This window comes from Streptomyces sp. NPDC048516, assembly GCF_043199875.1.
Taxonomy (GTDB): domain Bacteria; phylum Actinomycetota; class Actinomycetes; order Streptomycetales; family Streptomycetaceae; genus Streptomyces.
Genome location: NZ_JBICWS010000014.1, coordinates 145,658 through 169,238, shown reverse-complemented (window position 1 = coordinate 169,238; position 23,581 = coordinate 145,658). Strand labels below are relative to the sequence as shown.

The following is a 23,581-nucleotide window of genomic DNA, read 5'->3' as shown; positions in this document are numbered from 1 at the left end:
AGGGGGACGCGCCCCGGCGGCGGCTCCCGGGCCCGGCCTCTGGGGCACGGCACCCCAGGAGCCGCCGGCCGCGGCCCCGGCCCCGGCGCCCGCCCGTGGCGCCGGGCCCCCGCCCGTGACAACCGGCAGCCCGGCAACGGCCCCCGGCCGCCCCGGACAACGCCTGACGCCGGGGAGTAGCACCCCGCTTGCCTGGCCGCCATATCCGCGTTACCGGCGATTCAATATCGCTTGCGAGCATCGGTGAATGCAGCCCGCTGTGCCGAACGGCCCCCACCCGAGGCTCCATCTCGCGCCGCCGCCTCCGCCTGACGCGCCTGGAACCCCCCGGACGCGGAAGAATAGGTTCATGAACCAGCAGCCCAGCGCTCAGGCACAGGCTCAGCCCGAGGTGCCCACCCCGCAGCCCCCGCGGGCCGCGGCGCCCTCGGCCCAGCCGTCCGTGGGTTCCATCGCCGCGCACCGCCCGCAGGCGGTCCGGGGCACGGTGCCCGGCCTGGAGCCCGACCTGGACGCCGACCCCGACGCGTACGAGGACGAGGGCGTGGTCGGCGCGGACGGCGAGGAACTTCCCAGCGGACGGTTCCTGGACCGCGAGCGCAGCTGGCTGGCCTTCAACGAGCGGGTGCTCGAACTGGCCGAGGACCCGGCCACCCCCCTCCTCGAACGGGCGAACTTCCTGGCGATTTTCGCCAGCAACCTGGACGAGTTCTTCATGGTCCGGGTGGCCGGACTCAAGCGACGGATAGCCACCGGCGTCGCCACCCGCTCCGCGTCCGGACTCCAGCCCCGCGAGGTGCTGGACCTGATCTGGACCCGCTCGCGCGAACTCATGGCCCGGCACGCCGCCTGCTTCCAGCAGGACATCGCCCCCGAGCTCGCCGACCAGGGCATTCATCTGATCCGCTGGCCCGAGCTGACCGAGAAGGAGCAGGCCCGCCTCTTCACCCTCTTCCGCCAGCAGATCTTCCCGGTGCTCACCCCCCTGGCGGTGGACCCGGCGCACCCCTTCCCGTATATCTCCGGCCTCTCGCTGAACCTGGCCGTCGTCGTACGCAACCCGGTCAGCGGCCACGACCACTTCGCCCGGGTCAAGGTGCCACCGCTGCTCTCCCGCTTCCTGGAGGCCTCCCCGCAGCGCTACGTCCCCATCGAGGACGTCATCGCCGCCCACCTGGAGGAGCTGTTCCCCGGCATGGAGGTGCAGGCGCACCACATGTTCCGGGTGACCCGCAACGAAGACCTGGAGGTCGAGGAGGACGACGCGGAGAACCTTCTCCAGGCCCTGGAGAAGGAGCTGATGCGGCGCCGCTTCGGGCCGCCGGTCCGCCTGGAGGTCGAGGAGTCCATCGACCCGGCCGTGCTCGATCTGCTCGTCCAGGAGCTGAAGATCTCCGACGCCGAGGTCTATCCGCTGCCCGGCCCGCTGGACCTGACCGGCCTCTTCGGGATAGGCGCGCTGGACCGGCCCGAGCTCAAGTACCCCAAGTTCGTCGCCGGCACCCACCGTGACCTCGCCGAGGTGGAATCGGCGTCCGCGCCCGACATCTTCGCCGCCCTGCGCGCCCGCGACGTCCTCCTCCACCACCCTTACGACTCCTTCTCCACCTCCGTGCAGGCGTTCTTGGAGCAGGCCGCCGCCGACCCGGACGTCCTCGCCATCAAGCAGACGCTCTACCGCACCTCCGGCGACTCACCGATCGTGGACGCCCTGATAGACGCCGCGGAATCCGGCAAGCAGGTCCTCGTCCTCGTCGAGATCAAGGCCCGTTTCGACGAACAGGCCAACATCAAGTGGGCGCGCAAGCTGGAGGAGTCCGGCTGCCATGTCGTCTACGGGCTGGTCGGCCTCAAGACGCACTCCAAGCTCTCGCTCGTCGTCCGCCAGGAAGGCGAGATGCTGCGCCGCTACTCCCATGTGGGGACCGGCAACTACCACCCCAAGACGGCCCGGCTCTACGAGGACCTGGGCCTGCTGACCGCCGACCCGCAGGTCGGCGCCGACCTCTCCGACCTCTTCAACCGGCTCTCCGGCTACTCCCGCCGCGAGACCTACCGCCGTCTCCTGGTCGCCCCCAAGTCCCTGCGGGACGGCCTGATACAGCGCATCAACAAGGAGATCGCGCACCAGCGGGCGGGCGGTCCCGCCTACGTCCGCATCAAGGTCAATTCGATGGTCGACGAGGCCGTCATCGACGCGCTCTACCGCGCCTCCCAGGCCGGCGTCCCGGTCGACATCTGGGTACGCGGCATCTGCGCGCTGCGCCCGGGGGTCACCGGCCTGAGCGAGAACATCCGCGTGCGCAGCATCCTCGGCCGCTTCCTGGAGCACTCCCGGGTCTTCATCTTCGGCAACGGCGGCGAGCCCGAAGTATGGCTGGGCAGCGCGGACATGATGCACCGCAACCTCGACCGCCGGATCGAGGCACTGGTACGGGTCGCCGACCCGGCGCACCGCGTCTCCCTCAACCGGATGCTGGAGACGGGGATGTCGGACACCACGTCCTCGTGGCACCTCGGCCAGGACGGCGACTGGACCCGGCACGCGGCGGACGCGGACGGCGCGCCGCTGCGCAACATTCAGGAAATGCTCATCGACGCCCGGAGGCGCCGGCGTGGCCCAGCGACATGACCAGCCGACCGGAGGGCCCGCGGGTCTCATCGGCACCGGATACGAGCCCGGCGGAGCGCCCGGAGCCCGTTCGGCAGTGGTGGACGGCCCGTACCCAGAAGCCGACGGCCTGTACCCCTGCGGGGACGGCACGCCACGGCCGGATGATGACTCCGGCCGCGGCCGGGACGGTGCTGCGTACCGGCCGGTCATGACTGACGACTTCGCCGACACCGGCGCCGCCCTCGCCGGGCGTACGGCCGAGGAAGTCCTCGCCGGCTATCTGCACCAGCAGTCGGCGGAATTCCTGCGCAGCCTGCGCCTGCACCGGGAGAGCGGTTCGGACGCGGAGGGCGCCGGCGAGGCAGCCCGTCAGCTGCGCCGCGCCGCCCGCCGGATCAGCGCCACCCTGCACACCTTCCGCCCGCTGACCGAGGAGGTCTGGGCCGACCAGCTCACCTCCGAACTGGGCTGGCTGTCCGGCGCCCTGGCCCGCGAACAGGCCTGCGCCGCACGCCGCGAACGGCTGATGACCGCACTGCAGCGCCTGACGGGCCGCACCGACCGGACCGACCGAGCCGACCGCAAAGACCGTGCCGACCGGAGCGACCGGTCCGACCGCCAGGGACGGCCGGACAGGAGCAAACGGGGCGACCGCGCGACCACGGGCTCCGCCACGGGCGTCGCTACGGGCTCCGCCAGGGGGCCCGCCACGGGTTCCGCCACCGGTCCCGCCGCCCGGACCACCGCGTCGTCCGCGACTTCCGCCGCGACTACCGCCACCGACGCGGATCCCGACGGCGCCCTGGCGGCCGGTGCGGCGCGGGCCGGAGCCCTGCTGGACCGCCAGCTCACCCTCGCCCGCACCCGCGCCCACACCGCCGCGCTGCAGGCCCTGGGCTCTTCCCGCTTCCACGCCGTCGCCGACTCCGTGGCGGTACTCGCCTCCGAGGCGCCGCTCGCCCGTAAGGCCACCGAGCGCTCCGCCGCCGAGGCGCTGCCGCCACTCGCCGAGCAGGCCCACCGCCGGCTCGCGGAGGCGGTCGCCGCACTGCCGCTGTCCCGCGCCGGATACCCGTACAACGCCGCCGCACTCGCCGCCGACCAGCGCCAGGACGCGCCCTGGCACCAGGTCCGGCTGCTGGTGCGACTGAGCCGCTACGCCCGGGAGGTGCTGGCGCCGGAGTACGCCGACTTCCGGCTGGCGGAGGCCGGCCGGGCGCTGGAGTGGCACCGCGACGCCGCGGAGGCCGCCGCCGCTGCCGCCGCCGCGGCCCGTACCCCCCGGATCGCCCCGGCCACGGCCTACGCCCTCGGAGTGCTGCACGCCGACCAGCGGCACGAAGTGGAGGCGGCCCGCTTCGCCTTCGGCCGCGTGTGGCTGCCCCGGACACCGGAACGGACGAGCTGAGAACGGAGGGAAGCGCAGTGAAAACGGATCGAAGCGCAGAGGAAACGGAGAAGGGCTGAGGAAACGGCGTGGACCGAAGGGACGGCAGACCCAAAGGGGTGATGATGTGACAGTGCCTCAGAATCCAATCCGAGCGGCGGGGTGTGTCCTGTGGCGTCGCGCGGCCTCCGAGGACGGCCTGGAGATCGCGCTCGTCCACCGTCCCAAGTACGACGACTGGTCCCACCCCAAAGGCAAGTTGAAGCGCGGCGAGGACGCGCTGGCCGGCGCGGTGCGCGAGGTGGCGGAGGAGACCGGCATGGACTGCCGCCCCGGAGCCCCGCTGCCCACCTCCTACTACGTGGCCAACGGCCGCCCCAAGCAGGTCCGCTACTGGGCGGCGGAAGCGGTCGCCGGAGCCTTCACCCCGAACAGCGAGGTCGACCGCATGGAGTGGCTCTCCCCGGACGACGCCCGCCTCCGCCTCACCCAGGAACGGGACCGGCCCCTGGTGGATGCGCTGCTCGCGGCGCTGCATTTGGCGTGAGTGCGGGCGCGTTGCCCGCTGCCCGCTGCCCGTGAACGACTCACCTGGGCCAGAGGCCGGGAACTGATCCCCGCCCTTCTCGCCACCCTCGGGAGGCGTGACGCCTTGAGAAGACGAAGACGAAGACGATCGTTTCACGGTGGCTGTGGGGGGTGACGGGAGAGGGCGGGAGCTGATCCAAGGGTCATCGAGGTCTGCACCGCGCTCCAGAACGCCGCCGGCATGGCGGGCAACGACGACTACGGCCACAAGTTCGGCAAGAAGTACGCTCCGGCTGCCAACGCCCTTTTCCGTGCCTTGTCCGGAATTATCGTTTGGCCGTAGGAGCGCATGTGAGCAACTATCGCTACCTCTTCATCCACCCGGGCTATCCGGTCGAGCCGGTGATCGCGGACATCTCTGCCGCCTGCGGGGTGCCGCTACGTCAGGCTGAAGATGAATTCATCGACTTCAGCGCTCCTCTCACGAGGGCCCTCCCCGGGATACCTGGGGAGGGCCCTCAGGTGTGAGTGTCGGGATCAGATGGACTGCCCCTTGGCGTACGCCACGAAGTGAGCCCACTGCGGGGCGGGGAAGAGGAGAGCAGGCCCCTGAGGGTTCTTGCTGTCCCTGACGGGGACGGCACCGTGGGCGTGCGCGTGCTCCGGTGCCCATTCGATGCACTGTCCGCCGTTGTTGCTGTACGAGGATTTGACCCATCGGAGGGATTCGGTCACGAGGTGCCCTTTCGAAAGTCATCGATCATGGCAACGGACGCCGTTTGGGAGAGGGCGTCGGCCTGTAGTTGATGGTAGGCCGTCAGTATGGGCAGCACCGAGGTGCTTTCCCGCTCAAGATGGCCCCGTTGGGCGGACTCGGCATAGGACATGAGCGAGCGGTCCGGCAGCGTCAGCACGGTGATGGGTAGATCGAACGGTCGGTGCTCCCCCATGCCGAACGGGGCGACGTGAAGCACCGTATTCGGACGCTCGGCGAACTCGACCAGCCGCGCCAACTGTGCGTCCATGACGGCCGGCCCGCCAATGGGTCGAAGGATGCAGCTCTCGTCCAGCACCACGAACACCAGCGGTGGGGGAGTGCGGACGAGCGCCGCTTGCCGTTCCGCGACCAGCGACATCCGTTCGTCCGCCTGCTCGGGCGTGATGGCTCCGCGCTTGACGGCACTCCCCGCGAGCACGGACGCATACTCCGGGGTCTGCAACAGGCCCGGAATGATGCCCACTTCGTACAACCGGATCTCCGCTGCCCGGCCCTCGTGCCCGACGTATTCCGGGAAGCCCTCCAGCAGGCTGCCCTGCCGGATCTCGCGCCAGTCGCGCTCGAACGTGTCCACGGTTCCTTCGGTGCCGAACGTGCGATCAGCGCTGCGCGAAAAGCGCAAAGTCGGGGGCTTCCGACCAGTTTCGACCGCTGACACGTGGGTGCTGGAATATCCCATACGCACGGCAAGCTCATCTTGGGTCCAACCACGGGCTTCCCGCGAGCTGCGTAAACGCGCTCCAAAGGCTTCCCGGGGGCTGCTCTCCGGCGTCAACTCCTTGCGATTCAACGGGCTTTCACCAAAGCTTCCTCCTGCTCTGACAGGTTGAAGGGGCTTCCGACTCTAGGTCACGCTGTGCCGCCCCGGTAGTGGAATCACTACAGAGAGGAGCGGACGTTGCCCCGGAAGCACACTGTCCCCGAACGCCCCACTGCTCAGGGCCGCAACGACGCGGACGAGCGGCCGGAAGGACCCGAGCCAGTGACCGGGCCTGCACTCAACACCCCTGACCACGACGGCGATCCGGAGCATGAGCGGGCCGCTGACGACGACAGCGAGGCATTGACGCGTCTTCGCGCGCGGGTGCATCAGGACTATGCGCGGCGACAGCAGTACGGACCGCTGGGGCGGTCGCTGTGAGCTGTGAGAAGTGCCGGACCTTGGCAGCCGAACTGGCAGCTGCGGTGCAGCGTGGCGACAGGACGAAGGCCGTTGACTGTCGCGTACTGCTGCGGCGGCATCCCCAGCATGACGGCGTGCCGGTGGAGGGGAAGGGGGAGCCGTGGGTGCCCCGGCCGTAGAGACCACTACCGCTGCCGACCCATTCGCGGGCACGCCGTACGAGAACAGCCCCGAAGGGCCATGGACGCGGTACGGGGGCGCGCTGGACACGAGGTCCGGTGTGGTCCACGTGCCCCGCCCCGGTGCCCTCGATCCGGACGACAGGCCCATCCGCCATCGGCGCCGACGGGCCGTGCGACAGGCAATCCCTGACCCAGCCGGGCCAGGGCCTCACAAGAGAAGGGAGATCGCGCGATGAACGCGAGCACCGAAACGACCGAGACCATCACTCGTCCATGGGGTGCCGGGCGGCTCGCACCGTACCCTGCCTGGCAGGGGCAAGCACCGCAAGCCGCCGCAGTGAATGAACGCAATCCCTGAAACCCGCGGGCCATGCGCCACGTCGAAGGGCCCTGTGAGGCATGGCGTGGGGCCGGTTCCCGGACGACCGCGCCGGGATCTGCAGCGCCCGCGCGCTTGGCGCCTTTCCCTCCGGCGCGGCCCGGTTGCTTGAAGCGCCACCCGCCGAACGAAGACCGCCCGGGCACGATTCTTACCCGTCAACCAGTTCGTCGCACCAGCAGGCCGAGGGAAAGGGGCGACCCCCAATTTCAGGGGTTTACACTGCCTGCATGGCACAGAAAGTAATCACCATCTTCACGGACGACCTCACGGGCGAAGAGTCCACCGAGGCCGCCACGCACACGCTTTCTCTTGACGGTGTGACTTACGAGATCGATTTGAGTCCGGACAGCTACGACCAGCTGCTGGAAGCCGTTGGGCCGTTCTTGAAGGCCGGTCGCAAGACCGGGAAGGGCCGTAAGTCGCGTAAGGCGACGGCCAGCAATGAGGACACCGCCGCGATCCGGGCCTGGGCCAAGTCGAGCGGCTACAACGTCAGCGACCGCGGGCGGGTGCCCGCCGAGATTCGTGAGGCGTACCAAAAGGCCAAGTGAATTTTTTGGATAAACCGGAAGCCCCTCACCACGTGTGAGGGGCTTCTTTGTGTCCGGTTCCGGTGGTCCTGTCCGTGGTGTCAGTGGCGGCCTACCGTTCCGGGAAAGGAAAGGACACCGCGAAACCATTCTTTTCCCCGGACAATCCGAACGCTCAGCGGCGCCGCAAGGACGCGTCCGCGATGGCCGGCGGCGCGTAGTAGTTGTCGGCCGGGTTGAGGTCCGTGCCGGGCGGCACGATCGCGTCGATCCGGTCCAGGACGTCCGTGCCGAGCGTGACCTCGGAGCCCTCCAGCATGCTGTCGAGCTGGTCCAGGGTGCGCGGGCCGATGATCACGGAGGTCACCGCGGGGTGGGACCGTACGAAGGCGGTCGCCAGGTGCGGCAGCGTGAGGCCCGCCTCGGCCGCGACCTTCGACAGTGCGGCGACCGCCTCCGCCTTCCGGGCGTTCGCCGGGACCGACAGGTCGAACTTCTGGCTCTCCAGTCCGGCGCGCGAACTGGCGGACAGATCGCGGCCCGAGAGCCAGCCGGCGCTGAGCGGTCCCCAGGTCAGCACGCCCATTCCGTAGCGCTGCGCCGTGGGCAGTACCGCGCTCTCCACGCCGCGCGCCAGCATCGAGTAGGGCGGCTGCTCGGTGCGGAAGCGGACATGGCCGCGGCGCTCGGCGGTCCACTGCGCCTCGACGATGCGCTCGGCGGGGAAGGTCGAGGTGCCGATCGCCCGCACCTTGCCGGACCGTACGAGGTCCGAGAGCGCGGAGAGCGTCTCGTCGATATCGGTGGCCGGGTCGGGCCGGTGCACCTGGTAGAGGTCGAGGTAGTCGGTGTCCAGCCGGCGCAGGCTGTCCTCCACCGCGCGCATGATCCAGCGCCGGGAGTTGCCGCCGTGGTTGGCGTCCGGCCCCATCGAGTTGAAGAACTTCGTGGCCAGGACGACGTCCTCGCGGCGTCCCTTGAGCGCCTTGCCGACGATCTCCTCGGACTCGCCCGCCGCATACACGTCCGCGGTGTCCACGAAGTTGATTCCGGCGTCCAGCGCACGGTGCACGATCCGTACGCAGTCGTCGTGATCGGTGTTGCCCCAGGCGCCGAGCATCATCGTGCCGAGCGCGTACTCGCTGACCGAGATGCCGGTACCGCCGAGGATCCTGCGCTGCATGGGCTGCTCCTTGTGCCAGTTGCGAGATTCGAGATGCGAGATACGAGTTCTCAGGGGTGCCTCCGAAGGAGGTGTGCACCACCCTGCTGTCCGTACGGGGAGCGCACCAGGCCCGTCGCAGCCTGGGTCCGGCGGAACCACCCGACCGGCGGTACATCGCATACTGGAGCGATGCTGCACGCGGAAATCGAGATCAGCTCGTTCCTCAAGGCGCGCCGGGCGGCGCTCGACCCGGCGGACCTCGGCCTGCCCGACGGGGTCAACCGTCGCCGGGTGCGCGGCCTGCGGCGCGAGGAGGTCGCCCAGCTCGCCGGCATCAGCGTCGACTACTACACCCGGATCGAACAGGGCCGCGCGCCCGCCATCTCCGACTCCGTCCTGGACGCGATCGCACGGGCGCTGCGGCTTTCCGACGGCGAAATGACCTACCTGCACAATGTCGCGGCACCCCGGGGCCGCCCGGCGGACTGCGCCGCCGCCCCGGGCCCGGACGGCGGCCCGTGTCCCGCCCCCCGGCAGACCGTGCGCCCCGAGATCCAGCGGCTCCTGGACGCGATGGAGGCCACCGTCCCGGCCATGGTCCTCGGCCGCGGCCTGGACATCCTGGCCTGGAACGCGCTCGGCGGCCGGATCGCCTTCGACCTCCCGGCGCTCACCCCGGACCGCCGCAACACCGCGCTGCTGGTCTTCCTCGACCCGGCGGCCCGCGCCCTGCACGCGGACTGGGAGGCGAAGGCCGTGGAGGTGGTCGGCAATCTGCGCGCCGACAGCGGGCGGCACCCCGAGGACCCGCGGATCTGCGGGGTGGTCAATGAACTCCTCGCGCAGAGCCGGGACTTCAGACGGCTGTGGGAGACGCAGTCGGTGTACGAGTGCCTGCGCGGCACCAAGTCCCTCCTGCATCCGCACGTCGGCGAGCTGGTCCTCACCTTCGAGAGTTTCCGGCTGAGCGCGGACCCGGACCAGGCACTGGTGACGTATACGGCCGCGCGGGGGTCCAAGACGGAGGGGCGGCTGCGGGAGCTGGCGGCACTCGGGGACCCGGTGCTGACCGCGTAGCGGGGGCTGCGGCGCTGACCGCGTAGCGACGGCCGCGGTGCTGACCGCGTAGCGGAGGCTCGCGCTGCTGACCGCTTATCGCTGACCGCTGACCGCTGCCGGAGGCCGGCGGGGTGCCACGGGGGCGGACCGCGAGCCGGCTGGGGCCGTGCGGAGCCGCCTCAGCGGACGGTGCTTCCCGCAGCGTTTCCGGCCGGGCTCGCCACCGCGCTCCCCACCCCGCCGCCCCTGGGCGCAAGCGCCTCCCACCGCACCGTGACCTCCCCCTGGCGCCGGCGCCGCGGGTCACCGGTCAGCGGCCAGTCCGTGGCCAGGGCCTGTACGGCGGCGCGCCACCGCTGGCGGGCGCCGAGTGCGCCGAGCGGGGCGGCGGTGGCCCAGGCGCGGTCGAAGTCCCGCAGGAAGGCGTGCACCGGCTCGCCCGGCACATTGCGGTGGATCAGCGCCTTGGGGAGACGTTCCGCCAGGTCAGAGGGTGTGCGGAGGGAGCTGAGGCGGGTGGCGAAGGTGACCGTGCGCGGGCCCTCGGGGCCCAGCGCCACCCAGACGTGCCGTCGCCCTATCTCGTCACAGGTGCCCTCGACCAGCAGCCCGCCGGGTGCCAGCCGGGCGCAGAGCCGTTGCCACACGGCGGCCACTTCGTCCTCGTCGTACTGCCGCAGCACGTTCGCGGCCCGGATGAGGACCGGCGCCCGCTTGCGCTGCCCCGGCAGCGGCACCTCGAAGCCGCCGTGGAGGAAGTCCAGCCCCGCCCGCTCGTACGGCCTGGCGGCCTCGACCCGCGCCGGATCTATCTCTATGCCGACGACCCGGGCGTCCGGGCGCACCGTCCGCAGCCGTCCCAGCAGCTCCACCGCGGTCCAGGGCGCGGCGCCGTAGCCGAGATCGACCGCCACGGGGTCGGCGGCGCGGCGCAGCGCGGCGCCGTGCTCGGCGGCTATCCAGCGGTCCATGCGGCGCAGCCGGTTGGGGTTGGTCGTCCCGCGGGTGGCATTTCCGACGGGCCGGGACTGCGCGGGCACCAGAGCGGCGGCGGAGCCGGGGGAAGCGAGAGAGGCGGGGGAGCGGGGTGAGGCCTGGAGGACGGGGGAGCGGGGGGAGACCAGGGGGACGTGGGAGACGCTGGGGCGGCGGGCCATGTCCTTGAGGGTATGGGGTGGCCGCGGGAAACCCGCCCGCCCAGGAACCTGTGGCCCTCGCTTGGTCACGCTTTGGCAAAGTGCGGTCAGAGCATGCCGGACGGAAATGGATGGCCGCGGTGCATTGTTGGAGGGGGTCGGAGGCGTGCCGCCCGCCCCGACTAGGAGGTAGCTCGACGTGAGCCCACACGTGTCCCGGCTCCGCAGTCGGCCGCACGGCCAGTTCCCGGGCCAGGCCCGCCTGCGCCTGCCCGGCAGCGCACGCCGTCCGCGCCGGGTGGCGATGCTCAGTGTCCACACCTCCCCGCTGCACCAGCCCGGTACGGGCGACGCCGGCGGTATGAACGTCTACATCGTCGAGCTGGCCAGGAAGCTCGCCTCGATCAACATCGAGGTGGAGATCTTCACCCGTGCCACCACCGGCACCCTCCCGCCCGCCGTCGAGCTCGCCCCGGGCGTCCTCGTACGGCATGTGGACGCCGGCCCGTACGAGGGTCTGGCCAAGGAGGAGCTGCCCGCCCAGCTCTGCGCCTTCACCCATGGCGTGATGCAGGCCTGGGCCGGCCACCGCCCCGGTTACTACGACCTGGTGCACTCCCACTACTGGCTCTCCGGCCATGTCGGCTGGCTGGCCGCCGAGCGCTGGGGCGTCCCGCTGGTGCACGCCATGCACACCATGGCCAAGGTCAAGAACGCCGCGCTGGCGGCCGGCGACGCCCCCGAGCCGGCCGCCCGGGTGATCGGCGAGACACAGATCGTCCGGGCCGCCGACCGCCTGATAGCCAACACCGCCGAGGAGGCGGGCGAACTCGTCCGGCATTACGAGGCCGAGCCAGGCAAGGTCGCCGTGGTGCACCCCGGGGTCAACCTCGACCGCTTCCGGCCCACCGGCGGCGAGGTCGCCGAGAGCCGGGCCGCCGCCCGCGCCCGCCTCGGCCTGCCGCAGGACGCGGTCATCCCGCTCTTCGCCGGCCGAATACAGCCGCTGAAGGCGCCCGACATCCTGCTGCGGGCCGCCGCCGCCCTGCTGGCCGAGGACCCCTCGCTGCGCTCCCGGATGGTCGTGCCCGTGGTCGGCGGCCCCAGCGGCAGCGGCCTGGCCAAGCCCGAGGGGCTGCAGAAGCTGGCCGCCCGGCTCGGCATCGCCGACCTGGTGCAGTTCCGCCCACCGGTCGGCCAGGAACAGCTCGCCGACTGGTACCGCGCCGCATCCGTGCTGGTCATGCCCTCGTACAGCGAATCCTTCGGGCTGGTCGCCATCGAGGCCCAGGCCTGTGGGACCCCGGTCATCGCGGCCGCGGTCGGCGGACTTCCGGTGGCCGTGCGCGACGGCGTCAGCGGCTTCCTCGTCAGCGGCCACGACCCGGCCGACTACGCCCGCGCGCTCGGCCGCTTCGTCGCGGACCCGGCCCTGCCCGCCCGGATGGGCACCGACGCCGCCCGGCACGCCCAGTCCTTCGGCTGGGACACCGCCGCCGCGGCCACGGGCGACGTCTACACCGCCGCCATGCAGGAACACCGCCGTCACCTACGATCCCTCCATGGGTGACGAGCGCGACTCCTCCACGGGCGACGAGCGAGAGACGAGCGGTGCAGTGGGCAACGGCAACACCACGGACGGGACGGTGGCGGCGGCGCAGGCCGAGACGGTTCCGGTGGCGCAGGTCGTGACGGCTCCGGCGGCGCAGGCCGTGATCGAGCGAACCCTGACCGACGCCGAGCTCGAATGGGAATCGCCCTCCGCCGGCACCTACGTCATCAAGCTCCCCGGCACCCGCAAGCTCTCCACGACCTGCTCGCTCATCGTGGGCAGGCACTCCCTGTCCATCAACGCCTTCGTCGTCCGCCACCCCGACGAGAACCACGAGGCCGTGCACCGCTGGCTCCTCGAACGCAACACCCGCCTCTATGGCGTCAGTTACGCGATCGACAAGCTCGGCGACATCTACCTCGTCGGCAAGCTCCCGCTGGCCGCCGTCACCCCCGACGAGCTCGACCGCATCCTCGGCACGGTCCTGGAGAACGCCGACGGCAGCTTCAACACCCTGCTGGAGATGGGCTTCGCCACCGCCATCCGCAAGGAGTACGCCTGGCGGGTGTCCCGCGGTGAGTCCACCCGCAACCTGGACGCGTTCGCGCATCTGACGCGGGGGAGCGACGCGGGGGCGTAGGCCGCGGAGCCGTCGGCTGCGGGGTCGTCGGCCGCCGAGCGTAGGCCGCCGAGTCGTCGGCTGCGGGGTACTCGGTCGTCGAGTGAAAGCCGCCGAGGGGCGGGCCGAGGGGAGAGCCCCTGCCCCTTCGCACGCACCGCCATTTGCAGAAACGGCAACAATGTTTGCCGTACTCGGCGGCCCTGGCGCATGGTCGGCGCCAGAAGGTTCTCGCGGTGAACGCGGACCTGATCGAGGAAGCACCGGCGGAGCACGAATCACTGGAGAAGGTGCGATGACCGACAACGACCACACCCACGACGGCAACCCCTCTCAGAGCGGCAACCACCACCACGGCCACGACCACGGCCACGCTCACGGCCACACCCCCGACCCCGACTTCGACTGGGCCGCCATGGCCGACCTGCTGGAGCTGGAGGGCGAGACGCACAGCCCCTACGTCCAACAGGCCGTCGCCGAGCTGACGCACCTCACGCCCCGCCGGATCCTGGACATCGGCAGCGGCCCGGGCGTCGCGGCCTGCCGACTGGCCGCGACGTTCCCGCAGGCCGAGGTCACCGCGGTGGACGGTGCTCCGGAGTTGCTGGCCCGTGCCGGGGAACGGGCCGGACGGCTCGGCGTCCGGCTGCGCACGCAGCAGGCCGACTTCCCCGAGGGGCTGACCGGTCTCGGGCCGGCGGACCTGGTGTGGTCCGGACAGGCTCTCCACCACGTAGGCGACCAGCAGGGCGTGGTGAAGCAGCTGGCCGGGCTGCTCGAACCCGGCGGGGTCCTGGCTGTCGTCGAGGGCGGCCTGCCCGCCCGCTGGCTCCCGCGCGACCTCGGTTTCGGACGCCCCGGACTGCAGGAACGGTTCGATGCGGCGCAGGCGGACCGCTTCAGCCGGATGCGGGCCGAGCTGCCCGGCTCGGTGGCGGTGGTCGAGGACTGGCCCGGCATGCTGCGCGCCGCGGGGCTCACCGACGCCCGGAGCAGGACCTTCCTCGTGGACCACCCCGCACCCCTGGCCGACGGGCCCCGGCAGTTCGCGCGACGTTCCCTGGAACGGGCACGCCAGACGCTCGCCGAACTCCTGGACGCCGAGGACCGGGCGACCCTGGACCGGCTCCTCGACCCGGCCGACCCGGCAGGCGTCGACCGCCGTACGGACCTGTTCCTGCTGACCGCGAAGACCGTGCACTTCGGGACGGCGGCTGCCTGAGCGCTGCGGCTTCCGCGCTTCCGCGTTCCCGAGCCCGGGGGCCGGCCGGAGTGCCGGCCGGCCCCCGGCCCCCGGCCGGGGGCCGAGTCGTGGCCACCGCCGCGCGGCCGCCCCCGTCCCGCTTCGCCTCGCCCGACCGCACCCCGCCTACGGCACGAACTGCACCTCCGGAAACCGCCCCGAGGGCCCGTCCAGCAGCCCGCCGTCGTCCCGCCCGCGCAGCCACCGGTCGAAGAACGCGGAGACGTACGCCCGCTGCGCCGCGACCGCCCGCGCCGGATCGACCGTCCCGATCAGCGCCGTCACATCCTTGCGCGGCAGCCCCGACCGACGCGCGATCTGCGGCACCAACGCCTCCGCATCCGTATAACTGGCGTGCCTGCTGCCGCGCAGCGTCAGATCCCGCAGCCAGGTGCCCGTACTGTGCCGCCACACCGCGCCCCAGGACGCCACCGTGTGATGGGTGTTCCCTGCCATCCCCATCAGCAGCAACGGCCGGTCCACACCCTCGCGTCCCACCGTCGACGGATTCGAGGGGTCGTCATCCCGCTGGGTGTAACCCATCACCCCGTCCAGGTTCACCGCGGCCTTGATCCGCCGGTCGTCATGCATCGTCTGCACCGCCGTGAACCCGCCGGCCGACTGCCCGAACATCCCGACGGCGTGCAGATCCAGCGCCCGCCGAAGACCGGGGGGCAGCGGCGAGTGCGCACCCCGCCCGGCCAACTCATCCAGGACGAAACGGGTATCGGCCACCCGCACCCCGCTGACCTTCTTCAGCAACTCCGTGATCCGCCCGCTCTTCTGCGCCTTCGCCAGCTCCGCCGCCAGCACGCTGCGCGCCAGCCGTCCGTCCGGGAACTCCACGGCGGGCGCCTCATAGGTGTGGTCGATGGTGACCACCGCGTAGCCGCGGGAGGCCAACTCGTCGCAGAGCGTGCTGCCGAACGAGCGCGGATCGCCGACGCCGGGAGAGTAGAGCACCACCGGCAGCCACCGCCGGGAAGCCCGGTGGGCGCCCGCCGGGCTTCCCGGCGCCAGGGGCGCCCCCACGTGCGCCGAGGTACGGGTGGCCGCCCACTGCGCCTTCCCCGGCGGCACCTGTTGCGAGAAGTTGTTCCGTGCGTCGAACGCCGCCGCCTCGCGCGCCGACAGCTGCGGCGCGGGCGGATACCGTCCGGCGCCGGCCCGCGCCGGGTACCGGACGCTCACCATCAACTCCCGGTGCGTTTGCCCGCCGGCCCATGGATCGGTACGCGTCCAGTGGGTCAGGTGAAGCGCGACCGAACCGACTTGGTACCGGCCGGTGGGCGCGGGCAGCGTCATGGCACCGGCCGGGGGCCCGTCGGCCGATACCGGGGGAGTCCCGCCCCCGGGCCCGGCCACCCCGTTCACCCCAGCCACCCTGTGCACCCCAGCCATGCCGTCCACCCCTGCCACCCCGTCCACCCCGGCCGACTTCCGGCCCCCCGCCGGCACCGCGACCAGCACCCCCGCAGCCATCAGCGCCCCGGCCATCACGAACCGCCGCACCCTCCGTCCGCCTGTACCGAGCACCCTCACCACTCCTCCACGCCACACATCGCACATCACCGTCGCCAACGACGGCACCCACGGCGGCGACACCGGCAGCGACACGGGTGGCGGTACGGCTGACGGCCCGGCCACCTGCGCGGCGGCCGGGCGGCCCAGCGACAGCCACCAAGGAGGCGACCGAGGGCGCTTTGGTGGCCGCGCGGGCTACAGGTGTTCGGTGCGTGCGTGCGTGCGTGCGTCCGCGTCCGTGCGGGCTTACAGGCGTGCGGCCGCTTCCCCGCCCGCGGGGGCTCCCAGGTGCAGCGGCGCTTCCACCTCGGTGGACGCTTCCCTGCCCGCGCCCGCGCCCCTGCTGTCCCTGCCCGCGCCCCTGTCCCTGCCCGTGCCCGTGCCCGTGTCCGTGTTCGGGTTCGTGCCCGTGCCCGTGCCCGTGTTCGGGTTCGTGCCCGTGCCCGGGTTCGTGTCCGTCGGCCGCGGTGAGCGGACCACTGCCGCCTCCTGCCCCGGCAGGCTCCGCAGCAGCAGCCCGTACCCCGTCGCCGCCACCGTGCCGACGGCCGCGCAACCGGCCCAGAGCGCATCGGCGCCGTAGCGGTCGATCACCATGCCACCGAGGAGAGGCGCGGTCAGAGAGGCGACGGACCACGACAGCGAGTACATGCCCTGGTAGCGGCCGCGGCCGTGCAGCGGCGAGAGGCGCACCACCAGGCCCATCTGGGTGGGGGAGTTGATGATCTCGCCGAGCGTCCAGACGGTGACCGCGAGCGCGTACAGGGCGACCGAGTCCGCCAGCGCCGTCAGCCCGAAGCCGTAACCGGCGAGCAGGGCCGAGCCGATGAGGAGCATGGCCGGGCTGCGGTGCTCGATGAAACGCGTCACGGGGATCTGCAACAGCACGATGAGGACGCCGTTGACCGCGATGACCATGCCGAAGTCGGCGCTGGAGAACCCGTTCTGACCCATCGACACGGGCATCGAGACATACGCCTGCTGGAAGAGCAGCGCGAGCAGCAGATTGAGGCCGACGACGGTCATGAAGCGGCCGTCGCGCAGGACGGTCAGCATGGAGACGGGAGCCGGGGCCGCGCCGCCGCCGTCGTCCGGGCCATTCAGGCCGCCGGCCGGGGGGTCCGGTGTCCCCGCGGCGGGCCGCGACTCGGGGAGCTTCCAGAAGACGACCAGCGCGCAGGCCAGTACCAGCGCGGACTCGCCCAGGAAGAGGGACAGGTAGCCGTGCTGGGCGATGAGTCCGGCGGCGGTGGAGGAGACGGCGAAGCCGAGGTTGATCGCCCAGTAGTTGAGGGAGAAGGCGCGGACGCGGTCTTCCGGGGCGACGAGGTCCGCCATCATCGCCTGTACGGCCGGGCGCGAGGCGTTGGTCGCCATGCCGACCACGCCCGCCACCGCCGCGATCGCGACCGGGTGCTCCATGAAGCCGAGCAGCGCCACGGACGCCGCCGTGGACAGCTGGGCGATCAGCATCGTGGGCCGGCGGCCGAGCCGGTCGGTCAGCACCCCGGCGCCTACGGACGAGATCACCCCGCCGAGGCCGTAGAGCGCGCCGACCAGGCCCGCGTACGAGGCCGAGTAGCCGCGCTCGACGGTCAGGTAGAGGGCGAGGAAGGTGGCGACGAACGCGCCCAGTCGGTTGATCAAGGTGCTGGTCCACAGCCACCAGAACTGCCGGGGGAGACCGGACACGCTCTCGAGGGCGGCTCGCTTGAGACGAGCCGCCCGCCCGGAGGTTTTCGTTGCGGATGCGGACATGACAGTTCCCCCGTGGCGTGGTGATGGTGGTGATGGTGTGTGGCGTGGTGATGGTGGTGGTGCGGCGCATGGAAGGGGCGCGGGACGGCGGGAAGCGGCGACGAGGCGAGCCCCCCTCCCGCCACGTAAGGGGCCCACGCAAGCGGCTCATGTAAGTGGCTCTAGCGACATGCGCAACCTACACAGGAGGCGGTCCCCGCCACCAGCCAATTGACGGGAAGCGTCAAACGACGCCGGAATGCCCAGGTCCTGGACCCACGCAAGGAGCCGCGCCGACTTGGATTACGCTCGACGCCATGGCCGACGCACCGTACAAGCTGATCCTCCTCCGCCACGGCGAGAGCGAGTGGAACGCGAAGAACCTGTTCACCGGCTGGGTGGACGTCAACCTCAACGAAAAGGGCGAGAAGGAGGCAGTCCGCGGCGGAGAGCTGCTCAAGGACGCCGGCCTGCTCCCCGACGTAGTGCACACCTCCCTCCAGAAGCGCGCCATTCGCACCGCGCAGCTGGCTTTGGAGTCCGCCGACCGGCACTGGATCCCGGTCCACCGCAGCTGGCGGCTGAACGAGCGCCACTACGGTGCGCTGCAGGGCAAGGACAAGGCGCAGACGCTGGCCGAGTTCGGCGAGGAGCAGTTCATGCTCTGGCGCCGCTCGTACGACACCCCGCCGCCCGCCCTCGACCGCGACGCCGAGTACTCGCAGTTCTCCGACCCGCGCTACGCCGGCCTCCCGCCGGAGCTGCGCCCCCGGACGGAGTGCCTGAAGGACGTCGTCGTCCGCATGCTCCCGTACTGGTTCGACGGCATCGTCCCGGACCTCCGCGCCGGCAAGACGGTCCTGGTCGCGGCCCACGGCAACTCGCTGCGCGCCCTGGTCAAGCACCTCGACGGCATCTCCGACGAGGACATCGCCGGCCTGAACATCCCCACCGGCATCCCGCTCGCCTACGACCTGGACGCCGACTTCCGCCCGGTCAAGCCCGGCGGCACCTACCTCGACCCGGAGGCCGCCAAGGCCGCCATCGAGGCTGTCAAGAACCAGGGCAAGAAGAAGTAGAGAACGTGATCATGCCTCCCACCTGCACAGATGGTGCAGGTGGGAGGCATTTTCATGCGCTGGAACCCCTCTGGAACCTCAGCCCGTGGGACCTTGGGCGCGAAGGTCGCGCTGAGAGCCTGCCGGGCCCTGTCGCGACTGCTCGGCATGAGGTGCGCGTACACCTTCAGGGTCAGCCCCGGATCGGAGTGCCCGAGGTATTCCGCTAGGGCCTTGATGCTCTCGCCGGCGTCCAAGAGCACCGACGCGTAGAAGTGCCGGAGTGCGTGCATCCCGTGCTCGCGGGCGGCAGCGTGCTCGCGGCTTGCTGTACGACGTGCAGCGTGCCGCTCTCCAACCGCCGACGGGATGGCTGGGGGCGCCCCTTCTGGGAACAAGGGGGTGCGGTCCGGGTGCGGAAGTTGGCCGCGCGGGGCTGGGCCACCGAGCTGCGAGGACGACTTCTCAGTCACCCACGAGAGCCGTGCGGGGGTGTTATTCGTGCCTGTGGCAGCCGGGATAGCGTGGCCTGCGGCTCAGCCGTGACGCGGCTCGGTGACCTGCTGTCTTTCACGTTCACGCCTGAGCCGGGCGCCGGGACACATGCGGTGCCCGTGGGAGTACATGAACGGTAGCAAGACGGAGGTATCGGTGCTGCTCGGCATTTTTCTGCTTCTTATCGGCCTTGCGGTGCTGGTCTTCGGCGCGCGTGAGGTGCGCGTCGAACGGTGGCTGCGGCTCAAGGGAGTCCGCGTCCAGGGGAGCGTGGTCCGTCACGTGAGAGGCGGTACGAGCTCGGACCGCACCCTGGACCTCGATGGGGACACGCACGTCGCCCGCCGCCGTCCCCGGTTCGCGATGATCGGGTACGTCGACGCGGACGGTAATCCGGGCGAGATCAAGGCGACCTCCAGCAGTACCGAGGGCTGGCCGATCGGACAGGAAGTGCCGGTGGTCTATCTCCCCGCCCGGCCCTCCACGGCTCGCGTCGACCTGGGCTCGGAACGGCGCGCCAGGGCGAGGGCCTGCTTGGTGGTCGGCATCGGCTTCACCGTGGTGCCGATCTGGATCATAATCTCCAGCGCCGGCCGCGGCTGAGGCCGGGCGAGGCTACGCGCCCCGAGTCGGGAACCTCTGTGGAACCTCCGACGGCGACCGGTAACGACCAATGACGACAAACTGACAACCGTCCAGGCGCAGGTCAGCTTGGGCATGCACCCCTCTGGCCTGGCCGGAAATCCGGGCCCGCCAGACCCGGGGCAAGAAGAAGTAACCCGACGCGATCAGCCCCCTACCTGCGACTTTCCCTCGAGTAGGGGGCTTGTCGCTGTCCTGGGGCCGCCTCACGGCTCGACATCACCGCCGACGTACCCCACGTGTTCCAGTCCTTCGCCGGCGTTCTCGACGAGGGCGGTCAGGTGCTGGACCGGGCAGCCCTCTTCCTCGCGCAGCACGTCCGCATTCCCCACACGGCGGCCGCGTCAGAGAACCCATCCGGGTAACCGTGAGCCGTCCGTCACCGACGCCGCGATCAAGAAGCGGCAGTGACCTTGGCGGTCAGCCCATAGTCCAGCTCGGCACCATCGACGAGCACCGCCTCGACCGTGCGCGTACGGGGGTCGATGTCGGCCACGATCCCGTGCCCGATGTAGCGGGGGTAGCCCGAGGCACCCGACTCACCCGTCGCCTCGACGACCGCCGATCGCACGGCTGAGTCCTCCACGGAGGCATCACCTCTGTCCTCGACGTGTTCGGGGACCAACAAGATCGTGAAACGCTGCGGCTCTGTAGTCATGCTCTGATATTTAAGTGCCGGCCGGACCGGAAGCGTGACGCCACGGCGAACGCTTCCGGCCGGACGCCGGTTTGCAGCAGACTCACTCCTCCACGGCCTTCGTGCTGGTCCTGTGCCTCTTTGCCTCGTTGGCCGGAGCACAGGATCAGCACGAAGGCCGTGTTCACGTCCCCGGAACCCTCGTACGGGCGATCAGGTTCAGGAAATCGTGCGAGGCGGACGGCGAAGAGCAAGCTCAGCGCATCCACTCCGAGTAGAAGTTGGGGAGGCCGGGCTGGGGGTCGCTGACGCAGGTGGCCTCGTGGTACTTGGGGTTCTGTGACAGGTCACTCTGCATCTGGTCATAGCACTTCTGCCAGGAGCCGAACGACTCGCCACCGACCGCCTGCCAACCGTCACCGGGCGGCGGGCCGGCGGCGAAAGCGGCCGTGGCACTCAGCGGCACAGTGACCACCGCGGCACCCACGGCGAGACCGAGAGCGATGCGAGTGCGCAAGGACTTCATCAATTCCTCCATCGTGTCTTCGGATCTTTTACGCACGGCTCTCCCGAGAGAGGCCGGCCAAAGCCGCCTGCTCTGTGCCTCGTTCACTTGGTTTGATGCACGCGCTGGGCCCGGTGGCGCAGGTTGACGTTCGTTCGTCACGGTCGGGACGTGCAGGACGCGTGGTGCGTGTGAGCGTGCAGATCGCTTCCGCCGCGGTGGCGGTGGGGCTGCCTCGCCGGAGGGTGTTGCCCGGCCGGAGGGGGTTGCCCCGCCGCAGGTGGGCGGGTCTTTACTCGTGGGCGCTGATCACGCCGCCGGCGCTGAGCACGACGTACACGCCGTTGGCGTCGACCCCCACGTCGTGCCCCTTCGTCTCCAGCGTGGCGGCCACGCCGTCATGGCCGATGATCTGCGCGCGGTAGCGCAGCTCGCCGACCTTCGTGACCTTGGCCGTCCAGCCGCCCGCGAGTTGGAAGGTGCCCGGTCCCTGGTGCTCGCCGCCCATCCAGGAGTGGACCTCGCCGCCCATCGTGAGCACGACGTACATGCCGTTGGCGTCGAGCCCGGCGTCGGCGTCCTGCCCCGTCGTCTCCATCGTGGCCACGACCGAGCCGTCACTGACGATCTCGGCGCGGTAGCGCTGGGAGCCGAGGTCGTAGATCCTGGCCGTGCTGCCGTCCACCAAGGTCTGGGTGCGGACCGTGGATCCCGTCTCGGCCCTGGCGGGCTGCGCACCGCCCGACTGCTTGCCCGCAGCGACCGACTTGGTGCCGGTCCCGGCAACGGGGCTCTCCTTGCCGGCAGAGCTCTGGATGCCGGACCAGCCCGCGGCGGTGGCCTTGGCGGCGGCCGAGCCCGTGTGGCCCGCGGACTTCGCGACGGCGTCCGAGCCGGAGCAGGCGGTCAGGGTCAGGCCGGCGGTCGCGACCAGGGCCGCCGCGGCAACGCGCAGGGTGCGGCGACGAACGGTGCGGACAGTGGCGCTGGAGCTCATTACGGGGTCCCCTGGGGCAGTCGGTGTCGTTGTCTTCTCGGTACGTCACCCACCCTGGTCCGGGCCGCTACCGCACGGCTGCCGCTCCGCTAACAACCGGCTAACACGGGCGTGAGCAGGGGAAGAAGCCACGCGAGCCGTCGGACACGTCCCAGCGGCAGACATCCATCCGAGGCGCTGGACCAGGCGGCCACGCCGGTTCATGGCCCTGCATGTGGCCCCGCTGAGACACCAACACGGTTGGCAGACAGGCGTGCACACCCGACCCGTCACGACGCGGCACCGCCACCACAGCGGCGGATCGGGGCCTAAGCGCGTACCTGAGGCTGGTCCGGCCAGGCGAATGCGTACCGGGGGGCGCCCCCGCGGCTCAGCCGTACGAAGCGCAGGAGTTCGCGCACGATGCCCGCGTTGCCCGTCGCCCAGCCGGTGCACGGTTCGAGGTCGCTCGGGGTGGGCCGCTGCTCAAAGTTGGACCAGCGGGCGCCGTCGGTGTCCCGAATCGCGCGGGCGACGAGATCCGCGACGAGGACGTGGGCGAAGTCGTACGGGTCCTGCTGTTCGACGAGCCGGTCGCAGGCCAGGGCCAGCACGCCCGCGGTGCCGCAGCAGCGGCCGTTGTTGTCCCAGAAGCCGGGGCGCAGCCGCTGGGGCAGGCCGGAGTGGGTGACCGTGTGCCAGCAGCGATCGGCCAGGGCGGGCCAGACCGGGTCGGCCGTGATGTCCCGCAGCAGCCGGAAGACCTGGGCGTCGCCGGCCGGTCCGTGGCACCAGCCGTAACTGATGGGCTCGATCACATCGGGGCGGAACTGCGGAGTGGAGTGCAGCACCAGAAAGCCCTCGGGCCCCGCTTCGTCACGCGCCACTACGTCTGCGGCACCGGCCAGCGCCAGCTCGAGCAGGTCCTCACGGCCGGTGGCCCGGCCGACCCTGGCAAGTCCCAGGGCGATGCCGAGCGTGCCGTGCGAGATGTGGTGCAGACGGGCCTCGACGCCGGTGCGGTGGGGCCAGTGGACGCCTGCCGGGGTCTGCTCAGCCGTCCGTAGATACGGCTCCAGGGCGAGAACGGCCAGTTCCGCGTCGCCGGCCACGAGCGCGCCGAGGCCGATCCCCGCGTTGCCGCCCATCAGCTCGTACAGCTCGCCCCAGCGCGCCCCGTCGAAGCGCGACCGCACGAGTTCCAGCGCGCGGTCCGCGGCGGCGCCGGCGGCCGTGTCGCCGAGTTCGTCGTGAACGGACCGCAGGACGAGGGCCATTCCGGTGCGACCGAAGTAGAGGGAGTCGTCGTCGACGCCGTCGACGGAGTCAGCGAGGCTGCGGGCCGCGCGCAGGGCGGCGTCGGCATAGGTGTCATCGCCGAAGTGCCGCCACGCCTCCAGGAGCACGGGGACGATTCCGGCCGTACCGCCGTAGAGCATCGGGTTGACCGCGTCGTCCGAGGCCCTGGTCGGCCAGCCGAGGCCTCCGCCAGCGGTTTCCCGCGCTGCCCCGGTAAGCCACCGCAGGCCCTCCACCGCGAGTCCTTCGACCTCGTCGACCGCCACCACCGTGGCTTCTGGAGCCGTCATGGGGCCACTCTCGCATGATCTTCCGGAACCGCCCAGTGGAACGCGGCCTTCCGCGAAGGACCACAAAACAGCAGCGAGGGACGGGAGTTCGGCCCGGCGCAGAGCCTCACAGCGCTCACA

Annotated in this window: 24 protein-coding genes; 12 read left to right on the top strand and 12 right to left on the bottom strand. The window is 71.2% G+C overall.

Annotated features, from left to right (window positions below):
* Positions 1-349: 349 nt before the first annotated feature.
* The 4 genes from ACGFR7_RS26310 (at position 350) to ACGFR7_RS26295 (ending at position 5,057) form a co-directional block, all read left to right on the top strand.
* Entirely contained in the window at positions 350-2,632 is a 2,283-nt protein-coding gene (locus ACGFR7_RS26310) for an RNA degradosome polyphosphate kinase (protein ID WP_393323927.1), read from the top strand.
* A 190-nt stretch (positions 2,633-2,822) separates the two neighbouring features.
* Complete coding sequence (locus tag ACGFR7_RS26305; protein WP_393323924.1) at positions 2,823-4,022, top strand: CHAD domain-containing protein; 1,200 nt, start codon at positions 2,823-2,825, stop codon at positions 4,020-4,022.
* Between the two features lie 106 nt (positions 4,023-4,128).
* Entirely contained in the window at positions 4,129-4,548 is a 420-nt protein-coding gene (locus ACGFR7_RS26300; protein ID WP_393323921.1) for an NUDIX hydrolase, read from the top strand.
* Positions 4,549-4,880: 332 nt separating this feature from the next.
* Complete coding sequence (locus ACGFR7_RS26295; protein WP_393323918.1) at positions 4,881-5,057, top strand: hypothetical protein; 177 nt, start codon at positions 4,881-4,883, stop codon at positions 5,055-5,057.
* A 9-nt stretch (positions 5,058-5,066) separates the two neighbouring features.
* Here ACGFR7_RS26295 and ACGFR7_RS26290 read toward each other — a convergent pair whose 3' ends face one another.
* Both ACGFR7_RS26290 and ACGFR7_RS26285 read right to left on the bottom strand, forming a co-directional pair.
* Positions 5,067-5,264: a DUF397 domain-containing protein gene (locus ACGFR7_RS26290; protein WP_393323915.1), complete on the bottom strand. Its 198-nt coding sequence runs from the start codon at positions 5,262-5,264 to the stop codon at positions 5,067-5,069.
* Positions 5,261-6,097 carry a helix-turn-helix domain-containing protein gene (locus tag ACGFR7_RS26285; protein WP_393323912.1) on the bottom strand — a complete coding sequence of 279 codons (837 nt, stop codon included), beginning with the start codon at positions 6,095-6,097 and terminating at the stop codon, positions 5,261-5,263. The genes ACGFR7_RS26290 and ACGFR7_RS26285 overlap by 4 nt, the downstream gene beginning before the upstream one ends.
* Positions 6,098-6,289: 192 nt before the next feature.
* Here ACGFR7_RS26285 and ACGFR7_RS26280 point away from each other — a divergent pair, with 192 nt between their 5' ends.
* A complete protein-coding gene (locus tag ACGFR7_RS26280; RefSeq protein WP_393323910.1) occupies positions 6,290-6,448 on the top strand; it encodes a hypothetical protein in 159 nt (52 codons plus the stop codon).
* A gap of 773 nt (positions 6,449-7,221) precedes the next feature.
* The gene (locus ACGFR7_RS26275; protein ID WP_393323908.1) at positions 7,222-7,545 is read left to right on the top strand and encodes an Lsr2 family protein; all 324 of its coding nucleotides are present in this window, start codon (positions 7,222-7,224) and stop codon (positions 7,543-7,545) included.
* Positions 7,546-7,699: 154 nt separating this feature from the next.
* Here ACGFR7_RS26275 and ACGFR7_RS26270 read toward each other — a convergent pair whose 3' ends face one another.
* On the bottom strand, positions 7,700-8,707 hold the full coding sequence (locus ACGFR7_RS26270) for an aldo/keto reductase (RefSeq protein WP_393323905.1): 1,008 nt from the start codon (positions 8,705-8,707) through the stop codon (positions 7,700-7,702).
* A 171-nt stretch (positions 8,708-8,878) separates the two neighbouring features.
* On the opposite strand from ACGFR7_RS26270, the gene ACGFR7_RS26265 reads away from it, so the two are divergent.
* Positions 8,879-9,766, top strand: a complete 888-nt coding sequence (locus tag ACGFR7_RS26265) for a helix-turn-helix domain-containing protein (protein ID WP_393323902.1) — start codon at positions 8,879-8,881, stop codon at positions 9,764-9,766.
* 161 nt (positions 9,767-9,927) lie between these two features.
* On the opposite strand, the gene ACGFR7_RS26260 is transcribed toward ACGFR7_RS26265, so the two are convergent.
* Positions 9,928-10,905 carry a class I SAM-dependent methyltransferase gene (locus ACGFR7_RS26260; protein WP_393323900.1) on the bottom strand — a complete coding sequence of 326 codons (978 nt, stop codon included), beginning with the start codon at positions 10,903-10,905 and terminating at the stop codon, positions 9,928-9,930.
* A 178-nt stretch (positions 10,906-11,083) separates the two neighbouring features.
* On the opposite strand from ACGFR7_RS26260, the gene mshA reads away from it, so the two are divergent.
* The 3 genes from mshA to ACGFR7_RS26245 all read left to right on the top strand — a co-directional run bounded on the left by mshA (position 11,084) and on the right by ACGFR7_RS26245 (position 14,277).
* Entirely contained in the window at positions 11,084-12,454 is a 1,371-nt protein-coding gene (gene mshA / locus ACGFR7_RS26255) for a D-inositol-3-phosphate glycosyltransferase (RefSeq protein WP_393323898.1), read from the top strand.
* A complete protein-coding gene (locus ACGFR7_RS26250) occupies positions 12,447-13,076 on the top strand; it encodes a YbjN domain-containing protein (protein ID WP_393323896.1) in 630 nt (209 codons plus the stop codon). Before mshA ends, ACGFR7_RS26250 begins: the two co-directional genes overlap by 8 nt.
* Positions 13,077-13,350: 274 nt before the next feature.
* Positions 13,351-14,277: a class I SAM-dependent methyltransferase gene (locus ACGFR7_RS26245; RefSeq protein ID WP_393323893.1), complete on the top strand. Its 927-nt coding sequence runs from the start codon at positions 13,351-13,353 to the stop codon at positions 14,275-14,277.
* Between the two features lie 147 nt (positions 14,278-14,424).
* On the opposite strand, the gene ACGFR7_RS26240 is transcribed toward ACGFR7_RS26245, so the two are convergent.
* Complete coding sequence (locus ACGFR7_RS26240; RefSeq protein ID WP_393323890.1) at positions 14,425-15,834, bottom strand: alpha/beta hydrolase family protein; 1,410 nt, start codon at positions 15,832-15,834, stop codon at positions 14,425-14,427.
* 234 nt (positions 15,835-16,068) lie between these two features.
* Entirely contained in the window at positions 16,069-17,580 is a 1,512-nt protein-coding gene (locus ACGFR7_RS26235) for an MDR family MFS transporter (protein ID WP_393323887.1), read from the bottom strand.
* Positions 17,581-17,876: 296 nt separating this feature from the next.
* Here ACGFR7_RS26235 and ACGFR7_RS26230 point away from each other — a divergent pair, with 296 nt between their 5' ends.
* A complete protein-coding gene (locus tag ACGFR7_RS26230) occupies positions 17,877-18,638 on the top strand; it encodes a phosphoglyceromutase (protein ID WP_393323884.1) in 762 nt (253 codons plus the stop codon).
* On the opposite strand, the gene ACGFR7_RS26225 is transcribed toward ACGFR7_RS26230, so the two are convergent.
* A complete protein-coding gene (locus ACGFR7_RS26225) occupies positions 18,572-18,910 on the bottom strand; it encodes a tyrosine-type recombinase/integrase (protein WP_393323882.1) in 339 nt (112 codons plus the stop codon). The two genes, ACGFR7_RS26230 and ACGFR7_RS26225, sit on opposite strands and share 67 nt — an antisense overlap.
* A gap of 331 nt (positions 18,911-19,241) precedes the next feature.
* On the opposite strand from ACGFR7_RS26225, the gene ACGFR7_RS26220 reads away from it, so the two are divergent.
* Complete coding sequence (locus ACGFR7_RS26220; RefSeq protein ID WP_392747803.1) at positions 19,242-19,715, top strand: DUF3592 domain-containing protein; 474 nt, start codon at positions 19,242-19,244, stop codon at positions 19,713-19,715.
* 245 nt (positions 19,716-19,960) lie between these two features.
* Here ACGFR7_RS26220 and ACGFR7_RS26215 read toward each other — a convergent pair whose 3' ends face one another.
* The 5 genes from ACGFR7_RS26215 to ACGFR7_RS26195 form a co-directional block, all read right to left on the bottom strand.
* Positions 19,961-20,086 carry a hypothetical protein gene (locus ACGFR7_RS26215; RefSeq protein WP_393323879.1) on the bottom strand — a complete coding sequence of 42 codons (126 nt, stop codon included), beginning with the start codon at positions 20,084-20,086 and terminating at the stop codon, positions 19,961-19,963.
* Between the two features lie 62 nt (positions 20,087-20,148).
* Positions 20,149-20,412, bottom strand: coding sequence for a hypothetical protein (locus ACGFR7_RS26210; protein ID WP_393323877.1), 264 nt, complete (start codon positions 20,410-20,412; stop codon positions 20,149-20,151).
* Between the two features lie 235 nt (positions 20,413-20,647).
* Entirely contained in the window at positions 20,648-20,917 is a 270-nt protein-coding gene (locus ACGFR7_RS26205; RefSeq protein WP_393323874.1) for a hypothetical protein, read from the bottom strand.
* 271 nt (positions 20,918-21,188) lie between these two features.
* Positions 21,189-21,893: a hypothetical protein gene (locus tag ACGFR7_RS26200; protein ID WP_393323871.1), complete on the bottom strand. Its 705-nt coding sequence runs from the start codon at positions 21,891-21,893 to the stop codon at positions 21,189-21,191.
* A 308-nt stretch (positions 21,894-22,201) separates the two neighbouring features.
* Positions 22,202-23,461, bottom strand: a complete 1,260-nt coding sequence (locus ACGFR7_RS26195; protein WP_393323868.1) for a lanthionine synthetase LanC family protein — start codon at positions 23,459-23,461, stop codon at positions 22,202-22,204.
* Between the last annotated feature and the right edge of the window lie 120 nt (positions 23,462-23,581).